At 67.0% G+C, this 14,876-nt stretch carries 22 protein-coding genes and 1 tRNA gene; 5 read left to right on the top strand and 18 right to left on the bottom strand.

Annotation, left to right across the window (positions count from 1 at the left end; translation table 11 throughout):
• Position 1 precedes the first annotated feature (1 nt).
• Positions 2-199, top strand: coding sequence for a hypothetical protein (locus tag AB0J72_RS50205; RefSeq protein ID WP_363413407.1), 198 nt, complete (start codon positions 2-4; stop codon positions 197-199).
• Positions 200-226: 27 nt separating this feature from the next.
• On the opposite strand, the gene AB0J72_RS50200 is transcribed toward AB0J72_RS50205, so the two are convergent.
• Both AB0J72_RS50200 and AB0J72_RS50195 read right to left on the bottom strand, forming a co-directional pair.
• Positions 227-349, bottom strand: a complete 123-nt coding sequence (locus tag AB0J72_RS50200) for a hypothetical protein (protein WP_363413404.1) — start codon at positions 347-349, stop codon at positions 227-229.
• 102 nt (positions 350-451) lie between these two features.
• Entirely contained in the window at positions 452-661 is a 210-nt protein-coding gene (locus tag AB0J72_RS50195) for a DUF2191 domain-containing protein (protein WP_360559875.1), read from the bottom strand.
• Positions 662-764: 103 nt separating this feature from the next.
• On the opposite strand from AB0J72_RS50195, the gene AB0J72_RS50190 reads away from it, so the two are divergent.
• Positions 765-1,241 carry a hypothetical protein gene (locus AB0J72_RS50190; protein WP_363413401.1) on the top strand — a complete coding sequence of 159 codons (477 nt, stop codon included), beginning with the start codon at positions 765-767 and terminating at the stop codon, positions 1,239-1,241.
• Positions 1,242-1,603: 362 nt separating this feature from the next.
• Here the strand turns inward: AB0J72_RS50190 and AB0J72_RS50185 are convergent, their stop codons facing one another.
• Together AB0J72_RS50185 and AB0J72_RS50180 are read right to left on the bottom strand one after the other, a co-directional pair.
• On the bottom strand, positions 1,604-1,891 hold the full coding sequence (locus AB0J72_RS50185) for an antitoxin VbhA family protein (RefSeq protein WP_363413398.1): 288 nt from the start codon (positions 1,889-1,891) through the stop codon (positions 1,604-1,606).
• A gap of 184 nt (positions 1,892-2,075) precedes the next feature.
• Positions 2,076-2,696 (bottom strand): type II toxin-antitoxin system RelE/ParE family toxin, encoded by a 621-nt coding sequence (locus AB0J72_RS50180; protein WP_363413395.1) that lies wholly within the window; start codon positions 2,694-2,696, stop codon positions 2,076-2,078.
• A 327-nt stretch (positions 2,697-3,023) separates the two neighbouring features.
• On the opposite strand from AB0J72_RS50180, the gene AB0J72_RS50175 reads away from it, so the two are divergent.
• A tRNA-Arg gene (locus tag AB0J72_RS50175) sits at positions 3,024-3,099 on the top strand.
• Between the two features lie 10 nt (positions 3,100-3,109).
• Here AB0J72_RS50175 and AB0J72_RS50170 read toward each other — a convergent pair.
• The 12 genes from AB0J72_RS50170 to AB0J72_RS50115 all read right to left on the bottom strand — a co-directional run bounded on the left by AB0J72_RS50170 (position 3,110) and on the right by AB0J72_RS50115 (position 11,469).
• Positions 3,110-4,267 (bottom strand): site-specific integrase, encoded by a 1,158-nt coding sequence (locus AB0J72_RS50170; RefSeq protein WP_363413392.1) that lies wholly within the window; start codon positions 4,265-4,267, stop codon positions 3,110-3,112.
• Positions 4,267-4,479, bottom strand: a complete 213-nt coding sequence (locus AB0J72_RS50165; RefSeq protein ID WP_363413389.1) for a helix-turn-helix domain-containing protein — start codon at positions 4,477-4,479, stop codon at positions 4,267-4,269. Before AB0J72_RS50165 ends, AB0J72_RS50170 begins: the two co-directional genes overlap by 1 nt.
• Positions 4,472-6,172, bottom strand: coding sequence for a replication initiator (locus tag AB0J72_RS50160; protein WP_363413386.1), 1,701 nt, complete (start codon positions 6,170-6,172; stop codon positions 4,472-4,474). The genes AB0J72_RS50165 and AB0J72_RS50160 overlap by 8 nt, the downstream gene beginning before the upstream one ends.
• Entirely contained in the window at positions 6,169-6,405 is a 237-nt protein-coding gene (locus AB0J72_RS50155; RefSeq protein ID WP_363413384.1) for a hypothetical protein, read from the bottom strand. The genes AB0J72_RS50160 and AB0J72_RS50155 overlap by 4 nt, the downstream gene beginning before the upstream one ends.
• A gap of 14 nt (positions 6,406-6,419) precedes the next feature.
• Positions 6,420-6,920, bottom strand: a complete 501-nt coding sequence (locus AB0J72_RS50150) for a DUF2637 domain-containing protein (RefSeq protein WP_363413381.1) — start codon at positions 6,918-6,920, stop codon at positions 6,420-6,422.
• A gap of 17 nt (positions 6,921-6,937) precedes the next feature.
• Positions 6,938-7,174: a spread protein gene (locus tag AB0J72_RS50145; protein WP_363413378.1), complete on the bottom strand. Its 237-nt coding sequence runs from the start codon at positions 7,172-7,174 to the stop codon at positions 6,938-6,940.
• Positions 7,171-8,769 carry an FtsK/SpoIIIE domain-containing protein gene (locus AB0J72_RS50140; RefSeq protein ID WP_363413375.1) on the bottom strand — a complete coding sequence of 533 codons (1,599 nt, stop codon included), beginning with the start codon at positions 8,767-8,769 and terminating at the stop codon, positions 7,171-7,173. Before AB0J72_RS50140 ends, AB0J72_RS50145 begins: the two co-directional genes overlap by 4 nt.
• A 280-nt stretch (positions 8,770-9,049) precedes the next feature.
• Entirely contained in the window at positions 9,050-9,436 is a 387-nt protein-coding gene (locus tag AB0J72_RS50135) for a transcriptional regulator (protein ID WP_363413372.1), read from the bottom strand.
• A gap of 130 nt (positions 9,437-9,566) precedes the next feature.
• Complete coding sequence (locus AB0J72_RS50130) at positions 9,567-10,295, bottom strand: GntR family transcriptional regulator (RefSeq protein ID WP_363413369.1); 729 nt, start codon at positions 10,293-10,295, stop codon at positions 9,567-9,569.
• Between the two features lie 139 nt (positions 10,296-10,434).
• On the bottom strand, positions 10,435-10,818 hold the full coding sequence (locus tag AB0J72_RS50125; RefSeq protein ID WP_363413366.1) for a hypothetical protein: 384 nt from the start codon (positions 10,816-10,818) through the stop codon (positions 10,435-10,437).
• A 106-nt stretch (positions 10,819-10,924) separates the two neighbouring features.
• A complete protein-coding gene (locus AB0J72_RS50120; RefSeq protein ID WP_363413363.1) occupies positions 10,925-11,158 on the bottom strand; it encodes a DUF397 domain-containing protein in 234 nt (77 codons plus the stop codon).
• Positions 11,149-11,469 carry a hypothetical protein gene (locus tag AB0J72_RS50115; protein WP_363413360.1) on the bottom strand — a complete coding sequence of 107 codons (321 nt, stop codon included), beginning with the start codon at positions 11,467-11,469 and terminating at the stop codon, positions 11,149-11,151. Before AB0J72_RS50115 ends, AB0J72_RS50120 begins: the two co-directional genes overlap by 10 nt.
• Positions 11,470-11,706: 237 nt before the next feature.
• Here AB0J72_RS50115 and AB0J72_RS50110 point away from each other — a divergent pair, with 237 nt between their 5' ends.
• Positions 11,707-13,011 (top strand): helix-turn-helix transcriptional regulator, encoded by a 1,305-nt coding sequence (locus AB0J72_RS50110; protein ID WP_363413357.1) that lies wholly within the window; start codon positions 11,707-11,709, stop codon positions 13,009-13,011.
• 33 nt (positions 13,012-13,044) lie between these two features.
• Complete coding sequence (locus AB0J72_RS50105) at positions 13,045-13,722, top strand: YdcF family protein (protein ID WP_363413355.1); 678 nt, start codon at positions 13,045-13,047, stop codon at positions 13,720-13,722.
• A 52-nt stretch (positions 13,723-13,774) separates the two neighbouring features.
• Here AB0J72_RS50105 and AB0J72_RS50100 read toward each other — a convergent pair whose 3' ends face one another.
• Positions 13,775-14,473 (bottom strand): hypothetical protein, encoded by a 699-nt coding sequence (locus AB0J72_RS50100; protein ID WP_363413352.1) that lies wholly within the window; start codon positions 14,471-14,473, stop codon positions 13,775-13,777.
• Complete coding sequence (locus AB0J72_RS50095; RefSeq protein WP_363413349.1) at positions 14,470-14,868, bottom strand: hypothetical protein; 399 nt, start codon at positions 14,866-14,868, stop codon at positions 14,470-14,472. Before AB0J72_RS50095 ends, AB0J72_RS50100 begins: the two co-directional genes overlap by 4 nt.
• Positions 14,869-14,876 lie beyond the last annotated feature (8 nt).

The following is a 14,876-nucleotide window of genomic DNA, read 5'->3' as shown; positions in this document are numbered from 1 at the left end:
GATGACCTCGGAACCGCATGCTGCTTGCGCCCCTGTGCCGATCGGCGCCGACGAGACCACGACGCGGTGGGCGGAGGAAGCCACCTTCGACCCGATCGATCCCACCGTGGAGCTGGGCGAGGTTGCTACCGGCAGCGGGCGCGCCTTGCTCCACGCCGCCCACATCGCGGACGAGCAAGTGCCATGCCCCATCACGTAACCACACGCGTGGAAGCCGATGTCCGGGTCAGTCGATCGCGCCGGGAGCCGCCAGCCAGGTGGTTGGTTGCTGAGTCGTCCGCGCGATCGTTTCAAAGTCGTGGTCGTAGTGCAGCAGCGACAGGTCGGACAGTTCAGCGGTCGCCGCCACGACCTGACGCCGGCCCGCAGCTGCGGTTGCCACAGCTCCTGCACCCGCGGTTGCGCAGCAGACGCTCGACGGCACTCGTGTCGGCAAGGAACCGGACTGCGCTCACGGCCGATAGTTCCCCTTGTCAAGCAGGTGATCGAACGCGCCGGTGGCGGCGATCTCGGTCAGCTCGTCCAGCGCCTTGGCACGACAGTGGACGGCAGCAACCGCACGGAGCGCGGTGTTGATGGTGTCCTTCGGCGTCTTCGTCCCGAGCAGCGCTGTTGCCTCCACCAGCGCGTCCAGGTCGATGTCGATGAGCTTCCTGGTCACAGCAGCCTCCGTGTATCCACTTCGGTTGACAGTACGTACGTTTGATCGGCGCTCAACGAGTACTCGGCGACGGACGTCGCCACGCCACTGCCATGATTTCGCCGTGATGATCGTGCGCGCGACCAAGAAGCTCCGCGACCGAATAGGCCCGCCAGACCTGCACGCGGGCGAGCAGTCGACCACCGCGCTCGGTGAGTGGTACGCCACTCGGTTCGCATGGCGACCGGATGTGTTACTGCTGGTCAACGAGCCGACCCTGCTGCCGGTCCTGCTGCCGCTCGCACCCGCCGCCACCGCGCTGTCCCGTGCCGCCAACCGCATCGCCGCGATCATGGCTGCGTACGGCGCTGACAACGAGCTGGTCACTGCCGAGGTCGAACATATGAGCAGCCGACGGATCGCCCCGACCGCCAACCGCAGCGTCGTCGGGATCATGACCGAGTTCACGTTCCTCGCCGAACGCTGCAGGGGACGGGAGCTCGACGACCTGGAGGCATGGCTGGCCGCCACGCCATGCAGCCCGCTGTACCGCACCCACACCACTCCGAAGAACGCCTTCCGGCACCGCCTGGCTCGGTGAGCGCTCAGGCGCGGCAACAATAGGACTCGCCCACGGGTGAAACGGCATCAACCGTCTGCTCGCGTCACGCCGAGCCGCTGGCGAATGTCAATCAGTTGAGCGCCGCCTCCTCAGGCCAGCATCTGCGGCAGGCAGAAGGGATCGCTCTTGGCGATGCCCACAGTTCGAATCTCACCCGCCCACGGGTACAGATCACCGAAGATCTCTGCGTGGAACAGGCGCAGGTGGATGAGATCGTAGCCGCCGGGCAGGATCCGGGTGCCGAGGTCCGCCAGCGCCGCTGCGGTCAGGTCGGTCCGGGTCGGTGATACCGAACCGATTGCGGAGCACCCCGGAGGCCGGGTCGCTGTACGGGTCGACGGTCATGAGGTATGGAGCTGCCGAACCAGTTCTCGCATTTGGGTCGTACTGAGTTCACCGCGAGCCCAGCGCTCCATGATCGCTTCGGTGTTCGAGCTGATCGCGAGCCCTTCGGCTCGCACGGAGGCGGCAGCTTGCGCAACAGACTGATTTCGTTCGGCGGGCAGCTCGTCGAGGAATTCGACAGCGCTGATCCACGCTTCGGTCCGTGCCCGTTCCGCGGCCAACGCTTCGCTGTATCCGTCGTCGAGGTCGGCGCGAATATCCTTCCAGTCGTGGAACTCGGTCATGAGTTCTCCTTCCTTCGCGCGCCAACTCCGTCCAGCTCGCAGATGTCCTCGGCTACGGGATCGTCGCCTTCTGCCACCCGGGCAGCAGCCGACGGATTAACGATGAGGCGGCGAGCAGGTGCTAGCGCACGGGGTTCGTCGGCCGCCAAGTGCATCGGCTACTGCCAGTTGGAAGACCGCCCAGTCAGGCCACGTTGAGCTGGATGTTGCCGATACGGGCGACAATATCGAGTTGGCCGCCGAGCCCGACCACATAAGCCCTCAGCGTCTCCAGGCCGACCGCGTCGCCGTTCTCGATCTGGCTGATGCGCGCCTGCGTCAGTCCGGTCGCTTCGGCCAGTTGGACCTGCGTCATGCCGAGCTGCTTGCGGATGTCAGCCAGTTGAGCGCCGCTGACCGATGCCAGCATCTGCTCCCGCATCTCCCGACGCCGGGTGACTCGCTCGGTGCTGTCCCAGGTCGGGTCGGCGGCACGAGCCTTGGCCCTGACGTCCCGCCAGTTCGAAGCTTCGGTCATGACTGACCCTCCTCTTTTCAGCGCTGCGAGATGGTCGGCGTACCGAGAGTCCGCGAGCGGGATCGCTGTGCGGTACCACGTCTCCCACCGTCCGGACTTGTCTCCTGCCACCAGGAAGATCGCCTCACGTGCAGGATCGAACGCGAAGACCATCCGAACCTCGGAGCGGCCGGCAGAGCCTGGCCGCAGCTCCTTCATGTTCTGGTACAGGCTGCCTTTCAGCCGGTCAACCAACGGCCTGCCGAGTGCCGGCCCCTGCTCGGCCAGAACGTCGATCGCCTCCGCCACGAGGTCTGCTGTCACCACGTCGGTGCGACACAGTTCCAGGAACCATTCCTCGACCTCGGGATGCGGCCCTGACCTCCCACATACCAGCAGTATAAGCCGGACTTATATTCTGGCTCCAGCGACCACGCACCAACTCGACGAGTGATCGGCGAAGCGAACCAGCTCGGGTCACGGCGAACCAACCGGGCATACCGGACGGACGCCGCCCATCGCAAACGCCGATCGTGTGATCGGCCCGCGCTCCCACCAGCCCGAACGAAGCCAGGTCACGCCGGGGTGGGATATGGCGACGCAGGTCAGCGGGGGCGTCGGTACACTGTGCTCCGCGCCCTCGTAGCTCAGGGGATAGAGCAACGGTTTCCTAAACCGTGTGTCGCAGGTTCGAATCCTGCCGGGGGCACCAGGTCAGGCGCTTATGGCACGTTCTTCCTGATCTTGCGTGCCATTCGCGTGCCACTAGCCTTCCGCGCCACCTTGTCGAGGTGCGCCGCCACCTCTTCATCCTTGCCGCCCAGCGGGCGGGCGTAATGCCTGGTCGTAACGCTGGCGTCGGCGTGGCCGAGGCGAGCGGCAGCGACGATGATGCCGTGCGAGTCCGAGACCCAGGACGCGTGCGTGGCTCGGAGATCGTGCGGCTTCAGCCCGTCGAGACCTGCCGCTTCAGCAGCTACGCGGAACCGGCTGCGGAAGCCGTAGTAGCTCTGCTGTCGCCCGCTCGTGTGCTTCTGCCGGCCGCCGAACAGGAACACGTCCTCACCCTCGGGCAAGTTGCCGAGCAGTTCCGCTACCGCGTCGGCCACGAACGCGGGCAGGATCAGCTCCCGCTGCTGGTGGTTCTTCGGCGTACCGATCACCGAGCCGCCGCGGACCTGCGACACCGCCTCGGCGACGACGAGCCGACGGCTCGACAGGTCGAAGGATCGGCGGCGCAGTGGGAGCGCCTCACCGATGCGGAGCCCGGCGTACGCGAGCAGCAGGACCAGGACGCGATCGGGCAGCTCGCACTTTGCCGAAAGACGGGCGACGTCCGCCGGCGCCAGAACGGTCGGCTTTGCCTGCGGCAGACGAGGAAGGCCCGCGACCCGTCCACCCCGGCACGGGGTCACCGGGATCATGCCGTTGTCGACGGCCGACGCCATGATCTGCGACAGGAGGCGGTACGCCTGGCGGACCTGTGACGCGCTCACCGTCTCGGCGAGGGTGCCGACCCACCGCGTCACCGCGAGCGGACGGAGCGCGCCGAGCTTCACCTTGCCGAGGTGCGGCACGATCAGCCGGTCGATGACCGAGCGGTACGTCTCCTGCGTCTTGACCTTCCAGCGCGACCGCGAGGCGTTGAACCACTGGTCCGCCCACTCCGAGATCGGCGTCTTGGCCGCCGTGGGCGAGATCCAGCGGCCCGATGCGATGTCGCCCTCAGCCGTGCTCAGGAAGCGCTCCGCGAGGGGCTTGGTCGGGTATGTCTGCGGTGCGGAATGCATCTGGCCGTCCGGGCCGGTGTAGCGCGCCTGCCACTGGCCGGACGGGAGTTGCCGAACGGCGCCGAAGCGACGCCGCTTCTTGTCAGTCATCAGGCCACCAATCCGTTGCTGTACAAGCCCATGCGGATCGGAGCCACCGTGGACTCGTCGATGTAGGCGGTCAGTGCTTCCTCCTTGATGCGGACGTGCGTGCCTGCCTTCACGTACTCGATCCGGCGTTCGGCGATGAGCCGGCGCACGAACCGTTCTGTCACTCCGAGCCGTTCGGCCACCTCGGCGACCTTCAACAGCCGGTCACTCACCGTTGCGTTCCTCCTCGTTGTCGTTGGCTGTCTGCTCGTACTGCGCCGCCCGGTCTCTGGCGGCGTTGATGGCGTTGCGCCACTGCATCCGTTGCGCCAGCGCGCGCAGGAGGCGGTGCCGCATCGGTGGCATGTCGGGGTCGTTCGGCTTCGCCAGCTCCCAGGCGACCGGTGCCGGCGTTCCGTCGTCGGATTCGGTGACCGGGACCTGGTCGACGCCGCCCGAGACACCAAGGAGGGCTTTGACCCAGGCGCGGGCGTCGTGGCGGTGGTCCGCCAGGGTCTTGCCCGACCAGTCGCGGGAGACGAGGATGCGCCGGCCGCCGATGCCCAGGGTGGCCCGCTGGTGGACCTTGCCCTTGCAGTTGCCCGGACGGAGCTTCCCGTGCGCCTTCTTCGGTTGGATGCCGTAGAGGAGCCAGTTCGCGCACCGTTCCGAGCAGGGCGTGACGCGCAGCTCTTGCCAGAGGCGTTCGAGGTGCGCCCGTTGCCGGTCGGTGGTGACGGTGTGGCAGTCGGCCGCAGACTTGGTGATGTACTTCGTGATGTAGCCGACCGTGCGGTCGATGTCCTTGCTGCCGGCCGCGACGCCTCGTGCGTCGACATGCTTGCCGAACCGGATCACGTGCGCTGGTTCGGCGTCGGGGTCTTCGTCGATCGCGTCGAGCGCCTCATCCCACGTCTGCAGCGGCAGGCCGTCCGCGTCGCACCAGACCTCGGCGTCGGCGTCCCAGACCGGGCGGCACGTAGGCTTGTCGACGCGAGGCCACCAGACCTGGTGGTAGGTGGCCGCCGCGACCTCGCGCAGGACGGTGCGCGGGATGGTGCCCCGGATGGCGAAGTGCGCGTGCGGAGCGAGGCGGCGTTGCGGCTCGACGCAGCCGGCGTACTGGACGTTCCAGCCGACGCAGCGGCGCAGGTTCTGCCAGAACCGGTCCAGCAGCCGCGGGAACGTGATCGCGTCCCAGGCCGCGCGCCGGTAGTCGTAGCGGGACGGGTCGAGCGGTGAGCCGTCCTCTCGTACGGGGCCGTACGAGTCGAGGGTCATGGTCAGCCACATCGACGGGCGGTGCTCGGTGCCGTCCGGGGCGGTGTAGGCGCGGCCGATGGTGCGCGGCTGGACCTTCTGCCGGGGCAGCGCCGGAGCGTCCTGACGGCGCCGGGTCGACCGCTGGCGCTTCGGCTCGTCCGGCTTGTCGTGTGCCGGCGCCACCGTGCCGCGCAGGCCCTCGGCCGCGATGGCCTCCTCGACCTCGCGGATCGCGTCGTCGACCTCGCCGACCTCGTCCCACTTCGATTCGCGGACGGCTTGGTCGCGGAAGTACTCGAGGTGTGCCCGGAGGCTGATCAGCGACCGCTGTTCCTCCGTCGCCGGATTCGGTGCCGGTGCGGGTTCGTCGGTGCGGTGCCAGCCTTCCCGAATCTGCGTCTTCCGCAGCCGCCGCGCCCGCTTGGCGCACGGGACGCACTTGTCTTCCCGGGTTGCGCCGCACGGGACGTCGATGATCTCGGTCTGGCCGGTCGTCAGGTCGGTGCGGCGCAGCCCGACCGGGCGGAGGCAGACACCGTACTCAGCCGCCATGTCCTTCACGACGTCTGCGGCGAGGGGCATCAGCATGCGCGCGGCACGGGAGCCGGGGCGCGGCCCTTCCTGCGGCTCCAGACCGGGCAGCGCCTCAGTGGTGACCGTCATCGGCGGCCTGCCGGGTGCCGGACGTCCACGAACGTGCGGTCGATCGCGTCGCCGTCACCGCGCAGGACACGGGCACGGCGAGCGGCGGCGTAGGCACCGACCATGGGGTGTCCGATCCGCCGGCCGCCCCACGGGAGCCGTTGCACGGTGAGGCCCTGCGCTTCGGCGTGGGCGTCGGTGGAGGCGTGGAACCGGTCGGCGACGGCCTCAACGAGCCGCTGGAAAGTGTTCACGGTGGGGGTTCCCTTCACTTCACGATGCCGGACGGGATCGCGCCGTTGGCGCGCTGGAAAACGGGCAGCACTTCGACCGGCGTAGGTTCGGGCACCTCGACCAGGTCGACGGGTGGAGCGCTGGGGACCGGTGCGGGCGCTGGTTTCGTCGAGAGGATGAGCTTCACGAGGGCCATGAACGCGAGCGCCGGGACAGCGGCGATCAGCGCTCCGGAGATGCCCGGCTTGGCGACCGCCAGCTGCGCCGCGAGGGACAGCGCGACGGCCGCCGTGAGGACCGCGAACGGGTACCGCACCGACTCCCTCGTCCGCCGGCGACGACGGATTACGAGCGCGCAGGCGACGGGGACGAGTTCGGAGATCGCGGCATTCGCCCAACCGAACCAGTCGGCTGTTCCAGCGGGTGAGTTCGCCATCGTCCAGTCGTGAACGTGGGTGAACGACGCCGCGCCGGCCATGCCACCGACCACGAGCAGGATGACGACCAGGACGACGCTTTCGACGTGGAGCCGCATGCGGCGCATCCGTTGCCTCACTTGGCTTTCGGGGTGATCGGGACGCGAATCCAGTCCGGCGGCTCGCCAGTGGAGGCGACCGCTTCGGACAGGCACCGCCACAGCGCCCACGCCTCAGCCGGGGTGACGTACATCCGCCGGCGGCCCGCGCCGACCGCGACGTACAGGTCTTCGTCGTCAGTGACCCGGACGGTCACGGCCGAGGAGCCCTTGACCGGGTGGGGTGCGCGGAGGCGGTAGAAGCGGCGGGTCATGCCGGCTCGCCGCCGAGCAGGTCGGTCAGGCTGTCCGGCAGCAGCGGACCTCTCGCGTGCCGTCCCGGCTTGTACGTGTGTTTCGGCGCCTGCCGCTGCACCGGGATCGACGGCGGCGCCACCGCGACGGCCGGGGCGGCGTAGGTGACGGCCATGTCGCGGATCTCGTCGTCGGTGACGTACGCGAACCGGACCCGCTCAGGCTCCGGACGGTCGTCGAGGACGACGTACCCGATCCCCCGCATCGACGGCCGCGACGACAGCTGGTCGCACAGCGCGCCGCGAGCCCGGGAACCCTGCCCGAGGACGAGGTCGACGTGGTTGGGTTCGTTGAGCCGCAACGCGATCCGCGTCGGGAAGAAGTCCCGCAGCTCCACAACCTCTTTGCGCGGGTCCTGGGTCGCGCCGATGACGAGCACCCCGAGCCCGGCGCCCTGGGTGAGGAGCATCGCCAGCGCCGAGCGTGCCCGCCCGCGCAGGTCGGGGTCCTGCAGCAGCGCGACGAGGGCGAGGATCTCGTCCACCATCAGCACGTACAGCGGCTCATCCAGGGTCGGCGTGTGCACACGGGTCTTGCCCTGCATACGGGCCTGCCGCTCCCGCATGACTTCGACGAGTTCTTCCAACATGGCGACCATCGGCGGGACGGTGGCGTACTCGTACCGGCTGAACAGCTCCCGGCCGAGAGACAGCTCAACGCCGCCCTTGGGATCGATGCCCCACAACCGCACCAGCCCGGACCGGATCGCCGGGGCGAGCGCCCGGATCAGCGACCACTGCACGGAGCCCTTGCCAGACCGGGTCGCCCCGACGATCAGGATGTGGGTGGCGAGGAGCCGCAGCACGTACCGGACGAGATCCTCACGCAGCCCGAGCGGCAGCGCCTCCAGATCGGTTTCCTCGGGGATGTCGAACGCGGGCACCGTGCGGCGCAACGGATCGCGGCGGACGAACACCAGCCACACCAGCCGCGGGCGGTCCCGGTACCGGAACCGGTCGAGCAGGGTCAGCCACCGGTTCGTGCGCACGGGCGGCTGTTCCCGCCGGCCGGAGTAGACCCGGCAGGTGCGGGCGCCGAACGAGTACGCCAGGTTCGCCGCCGCCGCGTGGTAGTCGTCGGGGTTCTGCCCGCGCGGCATCCGCAGCAGCACCTCATCCGTGGCGTACGTGCAGCGGACGCGCAGCAGCTTCGGCACGTTCAGCTTGCTGTCGAACCGTTCGGCGAGGCGGCAGACGGTCATCGCCTCGCGCCAGTGCAGCCGGTACACGAACAGCCGCTGCCACCACGACAGCACCGGCAGCACGATCAACCGCTCACACCATGGCCGCCAGCGCCACCACCACACCCCGACCGTGGCGCCGGCGACACCGGCGAACAAGACGAGGATCTCCCAGCCGTGCCGGTGCCACAGCCACACCGCGAGCACGGCGAGGGTGACGGAGGTGCGGTTGCGCCACAGCACCGGCAGCGCGCGGATGAGCAGGACCGTGGCCTTGAACAGCAGGTACGGGATGACGATCCACATCACCAGCCACCACGGCGCCGGGATCGACAGGCGCCGGAAGTTGACCAGCGGGACGTTGTTGTTCTTCACCTTCGACCTTTCCTACGCAGGCGCCAGCGCTGCGAACCGCCCCCGCACGTCCCGGCGGACCGCCAGCAGTTGCAGCGGCATCCCGGTGAACCAGCGGGTGAAACGGCCCCGCGCATCGCGCGCAACAGGCATGAGCAGCAGGAGTTGGCCGGGGCAGGCTTGGCGACGCCGCCCAGAAATGGGCATGATGAAACCGCCTTCCACACCTCAGCAATGGGCTTGGTCGGCAGCGGGGCGGTCCGGCTTCCTACGGCATACAGACCGCCCCGCGCTGTCTTGCTCAGGCCGCCTTACGAGCAGCCGCCGACGACTTGAACCCGGTCGCGCGGTACGAGTACGCGAGCCGACCGGTCGGACCGACGTACGGCGTGACCGTCATCCCCTCGAACTCGACCGGGGAGAACCCCGCGCCGTCCGGGACCGGCTGCACGTTCGCCGAGATCTTGACGGCGACCTCCCGCGACCGGCCCGCGAGATCCGGGTCCATGTCCATGACCCTGACCGTCCACACCCGCGACCCGGACAGCTTGTCCACTGCCGGGGTGCGTGCCTTGGTCACCTCGTTGTAGTCCTGCGCCTCCACGATCGAGTCCGGCACCAGCACGCAGCCGGCCGGGAACACGTCCTCGAACCGGACCGAGAACCGCGTACCACCTTTGAGCGCCACATCCAGTCCTTTCAGACAACCACTTAACTTGTTATGTGTGACTCAAGTGTAGCGACGGAACCTAGCTTGTTAAGTGTTCGGAGAGAGAAACTTGGCGATGGCTCGCATTCGAGTAATGCGAGCCATCCACCTAAGCAATCGAGAACGAGTCCTCGAACTCGTGCCGTGCTGGCGGCACTGCGATGTCGAGCGCGAAGGCCGGCTTGCCGCCCCTGGCGTACACGGCGAACAACGCAGTGAGCAGCCAGCCGTTAGGGTCGACGTCGAGCAGCTCGGCCTCCTCCGCAGTAGCCGGTCGCGCCGAGATCCGCTCCGTTACGTGGTCGAAGTGCATGCCCTTGCGCACCGCCAAGTGCTGGAGGACCCCTTCGGCGAGCGGCGTTGTGGAGCCGATGCCGGTGCCCTTGGCGAGGTCGAGCGGCACGTACACCGTGCCCAGCTCAACCGGCCCCAGTCCGTCGACGCTGACGAGCCGGCGACGCACCACCACGGGCGCGCCCTCGTCCAAGTCAAGCGCGGAGGAGGCTCGCGCGGGAGCAGGCAGCTCGCCGACGTCGAGGATCCGCAACCGGCCCTCAGCCTCACTGGCAAGCAGCGACGCCGCGTGGGCCGGCAGGGACCGCGGTTCAGCAGGCTTGGCCCGCACGAACCGACCCTTGCCCTGCTGCGTGTCGATCCAGCCGGCCTGCCGCAGGATCTCAAGCGACCGAACGACCGTAGGCCGCGACGTGTCGAACTCGTTCATGAGCGCTGTCTCGCTGGGCAGCATCTCGCCAGACGCGTACGTGCCGTCCTCGATGCGGGCCTGCAACGCGTTGACGATGGTTATGTACTTGGGAGGTCTGTACTCGATCGGCACGGAGACCCACCATTCGAAGACGACAACATACCTTGTCAAGACCTTAACTGTGTGAGCGCCGTGCTGTCGATCCTCCGAAGGGAGGGACCAGCGTGGCACGGCGAGGCCCCGGCACCGAACGATGCCGAGGCCCTGTTCGTCAGTCCGTGGCAGCCCTGCGCAACGCGTCAGCGTGCCGCCGCCACAGCGCTTCCATCGCGCTCTCGTAGGTACGCGCGTCCGCCTCGTCTGGATCGGGGCCGCCGGCCTCGACCGCTTCGACGTAGTCGCAGGTGTACGCGTACAGCGCCGTCCTCAGATCGGCGCCGTAGCTTCGCTGCTGCGTCGGATCGAGCGCTTCCCAGCCCCGGGCCGCGTCGTCGATGACGAGTCGCCGGTCATCCTGGTCGGTCAGCCGGTTGCCCCGCGTACCGAGCACCCGGGCGTTGTCGTCGACCTGCTGAACCCGGCCGACGAGGGGGAGGAGCGCGATGGCGATCTCCAACCGGAGCGCGTCACCGCGAAGGTCGTCTTGCACGATCATGCTGCGCCGCCCTTCCACGTGTTCCGGGTGTCACCCGGAGGTGTCACGATGGGTGGCGGTCCCTCGGTGATTCGAGCATCGAGGGGCCGCCTCCACGCCATCGCGTCTACTTGGCCCGGTTGAACTCGCCGCCCTGGGCGCCTTCGACGAACGCGTCCCACTCGCCCGGCGTGAACGCCAGCACCGCGCCGTCCGGGTTCTTGGAGTCCCGCACCGCGATGAGCTGCCCGTCGAGGCCGGTCACTTCGACGCAGTTGTCGGAGTACGGGCCGCTCTTGCTGCTCTTGACCCAGCTCGCGCCGGTCAGGTCGACGGTCACGCCGTCCTTGCTCACCTGCATGGTTCCTCCTTGTTCTCCTTCGCCGGCTCTTGGTCGGCCGGCGGCGTCTGTTGGGCGGCCATCAGTGCCCGCAGCTTCGACGCGTACGCCAGCGCCTCGTCGCTGAGCCGTTCTGCTGCCCGGATCGCGGTGTCCCATGCACCGCCGAACCCGAAGTCGATGACCACGGTCACGTCGTCGTCTTTGAGCACGAGGACCGGGTCGCCGTCCTCGTCGACCGCGCCCCAGCACCGCAGCGTCCGGACATCCAGGTCGAGGTCGGGTTGCGGCGCCACGGGCACCGTCGCCACCCGGAACGTTGTTGCTCTCATTCGGTCGCCTCCGTCTCCTGGCCAGGGCCGTCCTGGTCCGGAGCCGGGATGCCGCCGCAGTCGATGCACGGCCGGACCGCGTACACCACGCTGTCCTCGGCCATCGTCAGTGCCCCCCGTCGACTGACCAGCTTCACCCCGCGCCCCTCACACGAACGGCACGTCGAAGTCGAAGCGCGGTGAATCGTCACACGCCACCGCCGATGGCTCCCTGGAGCAAGACCGCCCGAAACATAGATGAAGCGTCTACCCATCGAGGGCCTTCACCCCGGAAAATTGTTCCGGGGTCAACTCGGAGGGTGGTGCGACGCTTACCGCATGCGTGGGATGACGAACACCTTGACCATCGGCGAGCGGGTCGCCTGGTACCGCCGCCGGCGCGGCATGTCGCAGGAAGTCTTGGCCGGTCTGGTGGACCGTACCGAGGACTGGTTGAGCAAGGTTGAGAACAACCGCATCCAGCTGGACCGGCTGTCGGTCATCAAGTCCCTCGCCGACGTGCTCGACGTCGCCCTCGCCGACCTGGTCGCCGAACCATCCCTCGTGTCGTGGACCAGCGACAGCGGCATGCGCACCGTCCCCGCCCTGCGCGCCGCCCTGATGGACTATCGGAAGGTCACGCCGTTCGGTGCGGGTTCGTCGGTGGAGCCGCCGCCGATCGACGCGTTGCAGCAGGAGCTGAAGACACTCTGGGACGCGTACCAGGACGCACGGTTCGGGTACGTGACTGGTCGCCTTCCCAGCCTCATCGCGCATGCCGAGGCTGCGGTGAGCGCGATGTCTGGTGACGCGCTCGACGACGCTCGGCGGGTACTCGGCCTTGCGTACCAGCTCGCCGCCGTGCAGCTGACGAAGATCGGCGAGGCGGACCTGTCCTGGATCGCTGCGGACCGGGGACTCGGCGCCGCCCGAGCTGCCGGCGATGTCGTGCTGACCGGCACCCTGTTGCGCTCCGTTGCTCACGCGCTCCAGGCGACCGGCCGCTACCGCGAAGCCGTCCAGCTGACCAACGACGCGGCGAACTACCTGGAGCCGCACCTGTCGAACGCGACGCCCGAGCTGCTGTCGGTGTACGGGACGCTGTTCCTCGCCGGTTCGATCGCAGCCGCCCGCGCCAACGACGCCATCACCACCCGCACGTTCCTGACCGCCGCCGACGAAACAGCGCAGCGTCTCGGCCACGACGCCAACCACCTGTGGACAGCGTTCGGCCCGACCAACGTCGCCATCCATCGCGTCGCCACCGCCGCCGAACTCGGCGACATCCAGGTCGCCGTGGACCTCGGCCCGCGCGTCGACACGTCCGGACTGCCGATGGAACGCCGCGTACGCCACTCACTCGAAGTCGCCCGCGCGCTCAGCGCCTGGAACCGTGCCGACGAAGCCCTCGACACCGTGCTCGCCGCCGAGAAGATGGCTCCCGAGCAGGTCCGCTATCACGTGCTGAGCCGCCAGCTGGTTCTCTCCTGGATCCGCCACCAGCGCTCGAAGCCCTCAACGGTGTTGGTCGACTTGGCCCGCCGGCTCGACGTCATGGACTGAGCGCACCCGCTCACCGCCGCTTACTGTGTTGGCGTGACGCATGCCGACCAGAGCACCCCGGCGACCATCATCCCCGCCGAACACCGCGCCGACGTCGAAACCCTGTGGGACTACCACAACATGCACCACGAACTCCGCCCCTGCGACATCGGCATCGGCCTCGGCAGCCACGACCTGGGCGTCGCCATCATCGCCACCGACCTCTACCACCGCGGCTACTTCCCCCGCATCGTCTTCACCGGCGCCAACGCCCCCACAACAATCGAACGCTTCCCCCGCGGCGAGGCAGTCCACTACGCCGAATATGCCATTGAGAATGGCGTGCCACGAAATGCGGTCCTTATCGAGCCGCAGGCGTCCAACACGCAACAGAACTTCGAATTGACTCGCAAACTTCTGGACGACTGCAACTTCGACATACGTTCGGCAGTTGTGATGTCCAGGCCATATCAGCAGCGGCGTGCGTACGCAACCGCTAAGAAGGTATGGCCGGACCTTGATGTGATCTGCGCATCGAATCCGGTAGCTCTTACGGATTATATGCACAGTATTGGCAGTGCCGACAAAGTTATCAACATGCTCGTCGGCGATACGCAGCGCATTGAACTGTACGCGGAGCGTGGATTTGCAGTACGCCAGGACATGCCGCATTCTGTACGATCTGCTTACAGTCGGCTAGCTGCTGCCGGATACACAGCGCGAATCGTTTAACGGGGGAGTTCCAACTTCGTTCGCGGCGTAGGTGACTCTCGTTTGTAGACGCCTATCCATCGACCTGTGATTGGAGTGAAGAGTCAGCCACATCATTGATCGATGATTGATCTCGCTGCCAAGGAAACGGCGGCGCAAGTCCATATTTAGACGGCGGGTACTCGCGCAGTTCGTCAGACGAAAGTGGGTACCACTCATCATAGGGATAACGTCGGAAAAACTCTGAAATTCGCTCTCGAAAATGAGCGCTCGACACTTCGTTGAGGCGGCCGATTCTATTGGCTGCACGCATCGTTTCAATGTTCTCACGCGGCAACCGGATTGGAATTCGGAAATCTACGGCCATCGGCTCCAATATCCCGATACTGTCGTCCGATGGCATGTAGAACCATTTTTGGTTCACACGAGCGTGGGTAGTTATGATGCTTTGTCGAGCCTTCGGCTTCAAATTTGCGAAGTTCTTCGCCTTTCCGTCGACGTCCTCGAACGGGCGAACTTCGCAGAAGCTGATGTCCTCAGAACGTGAAGCGTCGCAGTCTTGGCTGATGACTACGGCAAGAACCGGCATTACGTTTACGGCAATCGTCGACGACTCAGCCGCATGCTCTAAGGTCTCCCATGAGCCGATCACTGGACCCTTCGACGGAGAAATCGCAACCATTCGCGCGAGGTTGAAGTCGATTTTCGGAATCCTCCGAAAGATGTCGCCCTGCCGAATTGGTTCGTCTGGCTCGACCGAATCATAGATCACGCCGTCCAGTCCTCTTCGTCGTATTCGTACGAGTCGTAAATTTCGCGCTCAAGCTCAGCCAATGCTGTGCGTTTTTCCTCCATGCGCACAAACTCTTCTGTTGCGATGGCAACAACGTCCGCCCATGAGAGCGTTTCCGGCTCGACCTCTGCGGGAGGCTGCCAGTCACGAACGGACGCCGAGGGGCTGACGCCGAACGATTCAGCTGCTGTAAGGCCAGGGACCGTTAGACCGGCCAGCGCTGCGCCGGTAATGGACGCCGCGAATAGCGTCTTAGCGGCAAAGCTTAGCCGACGCTGAGGAGCGCTCCGTTCCACACTCTCGTTGGCGATATCGACAGAGATCGTGGCAGCATCTTTCGTCGCAGTAGTTGCTACCCATTCACCTGAAGGCATGGAGTATG

This window comes from Dactylosporangium sp. NPDC049742 (assembly GCF_040674675.1).
Lineage (GTDB): Bacteria > Actinomycetota > Actinomycetes > Mycobacteriales > Micromonosporaceae > Dactylosporangium > Dactylosporangium maewongense.
Note: the sequence above shows the minus strand (reverse complement) of the source record. Positions and strands in the feature narration are given on the sequence as shown.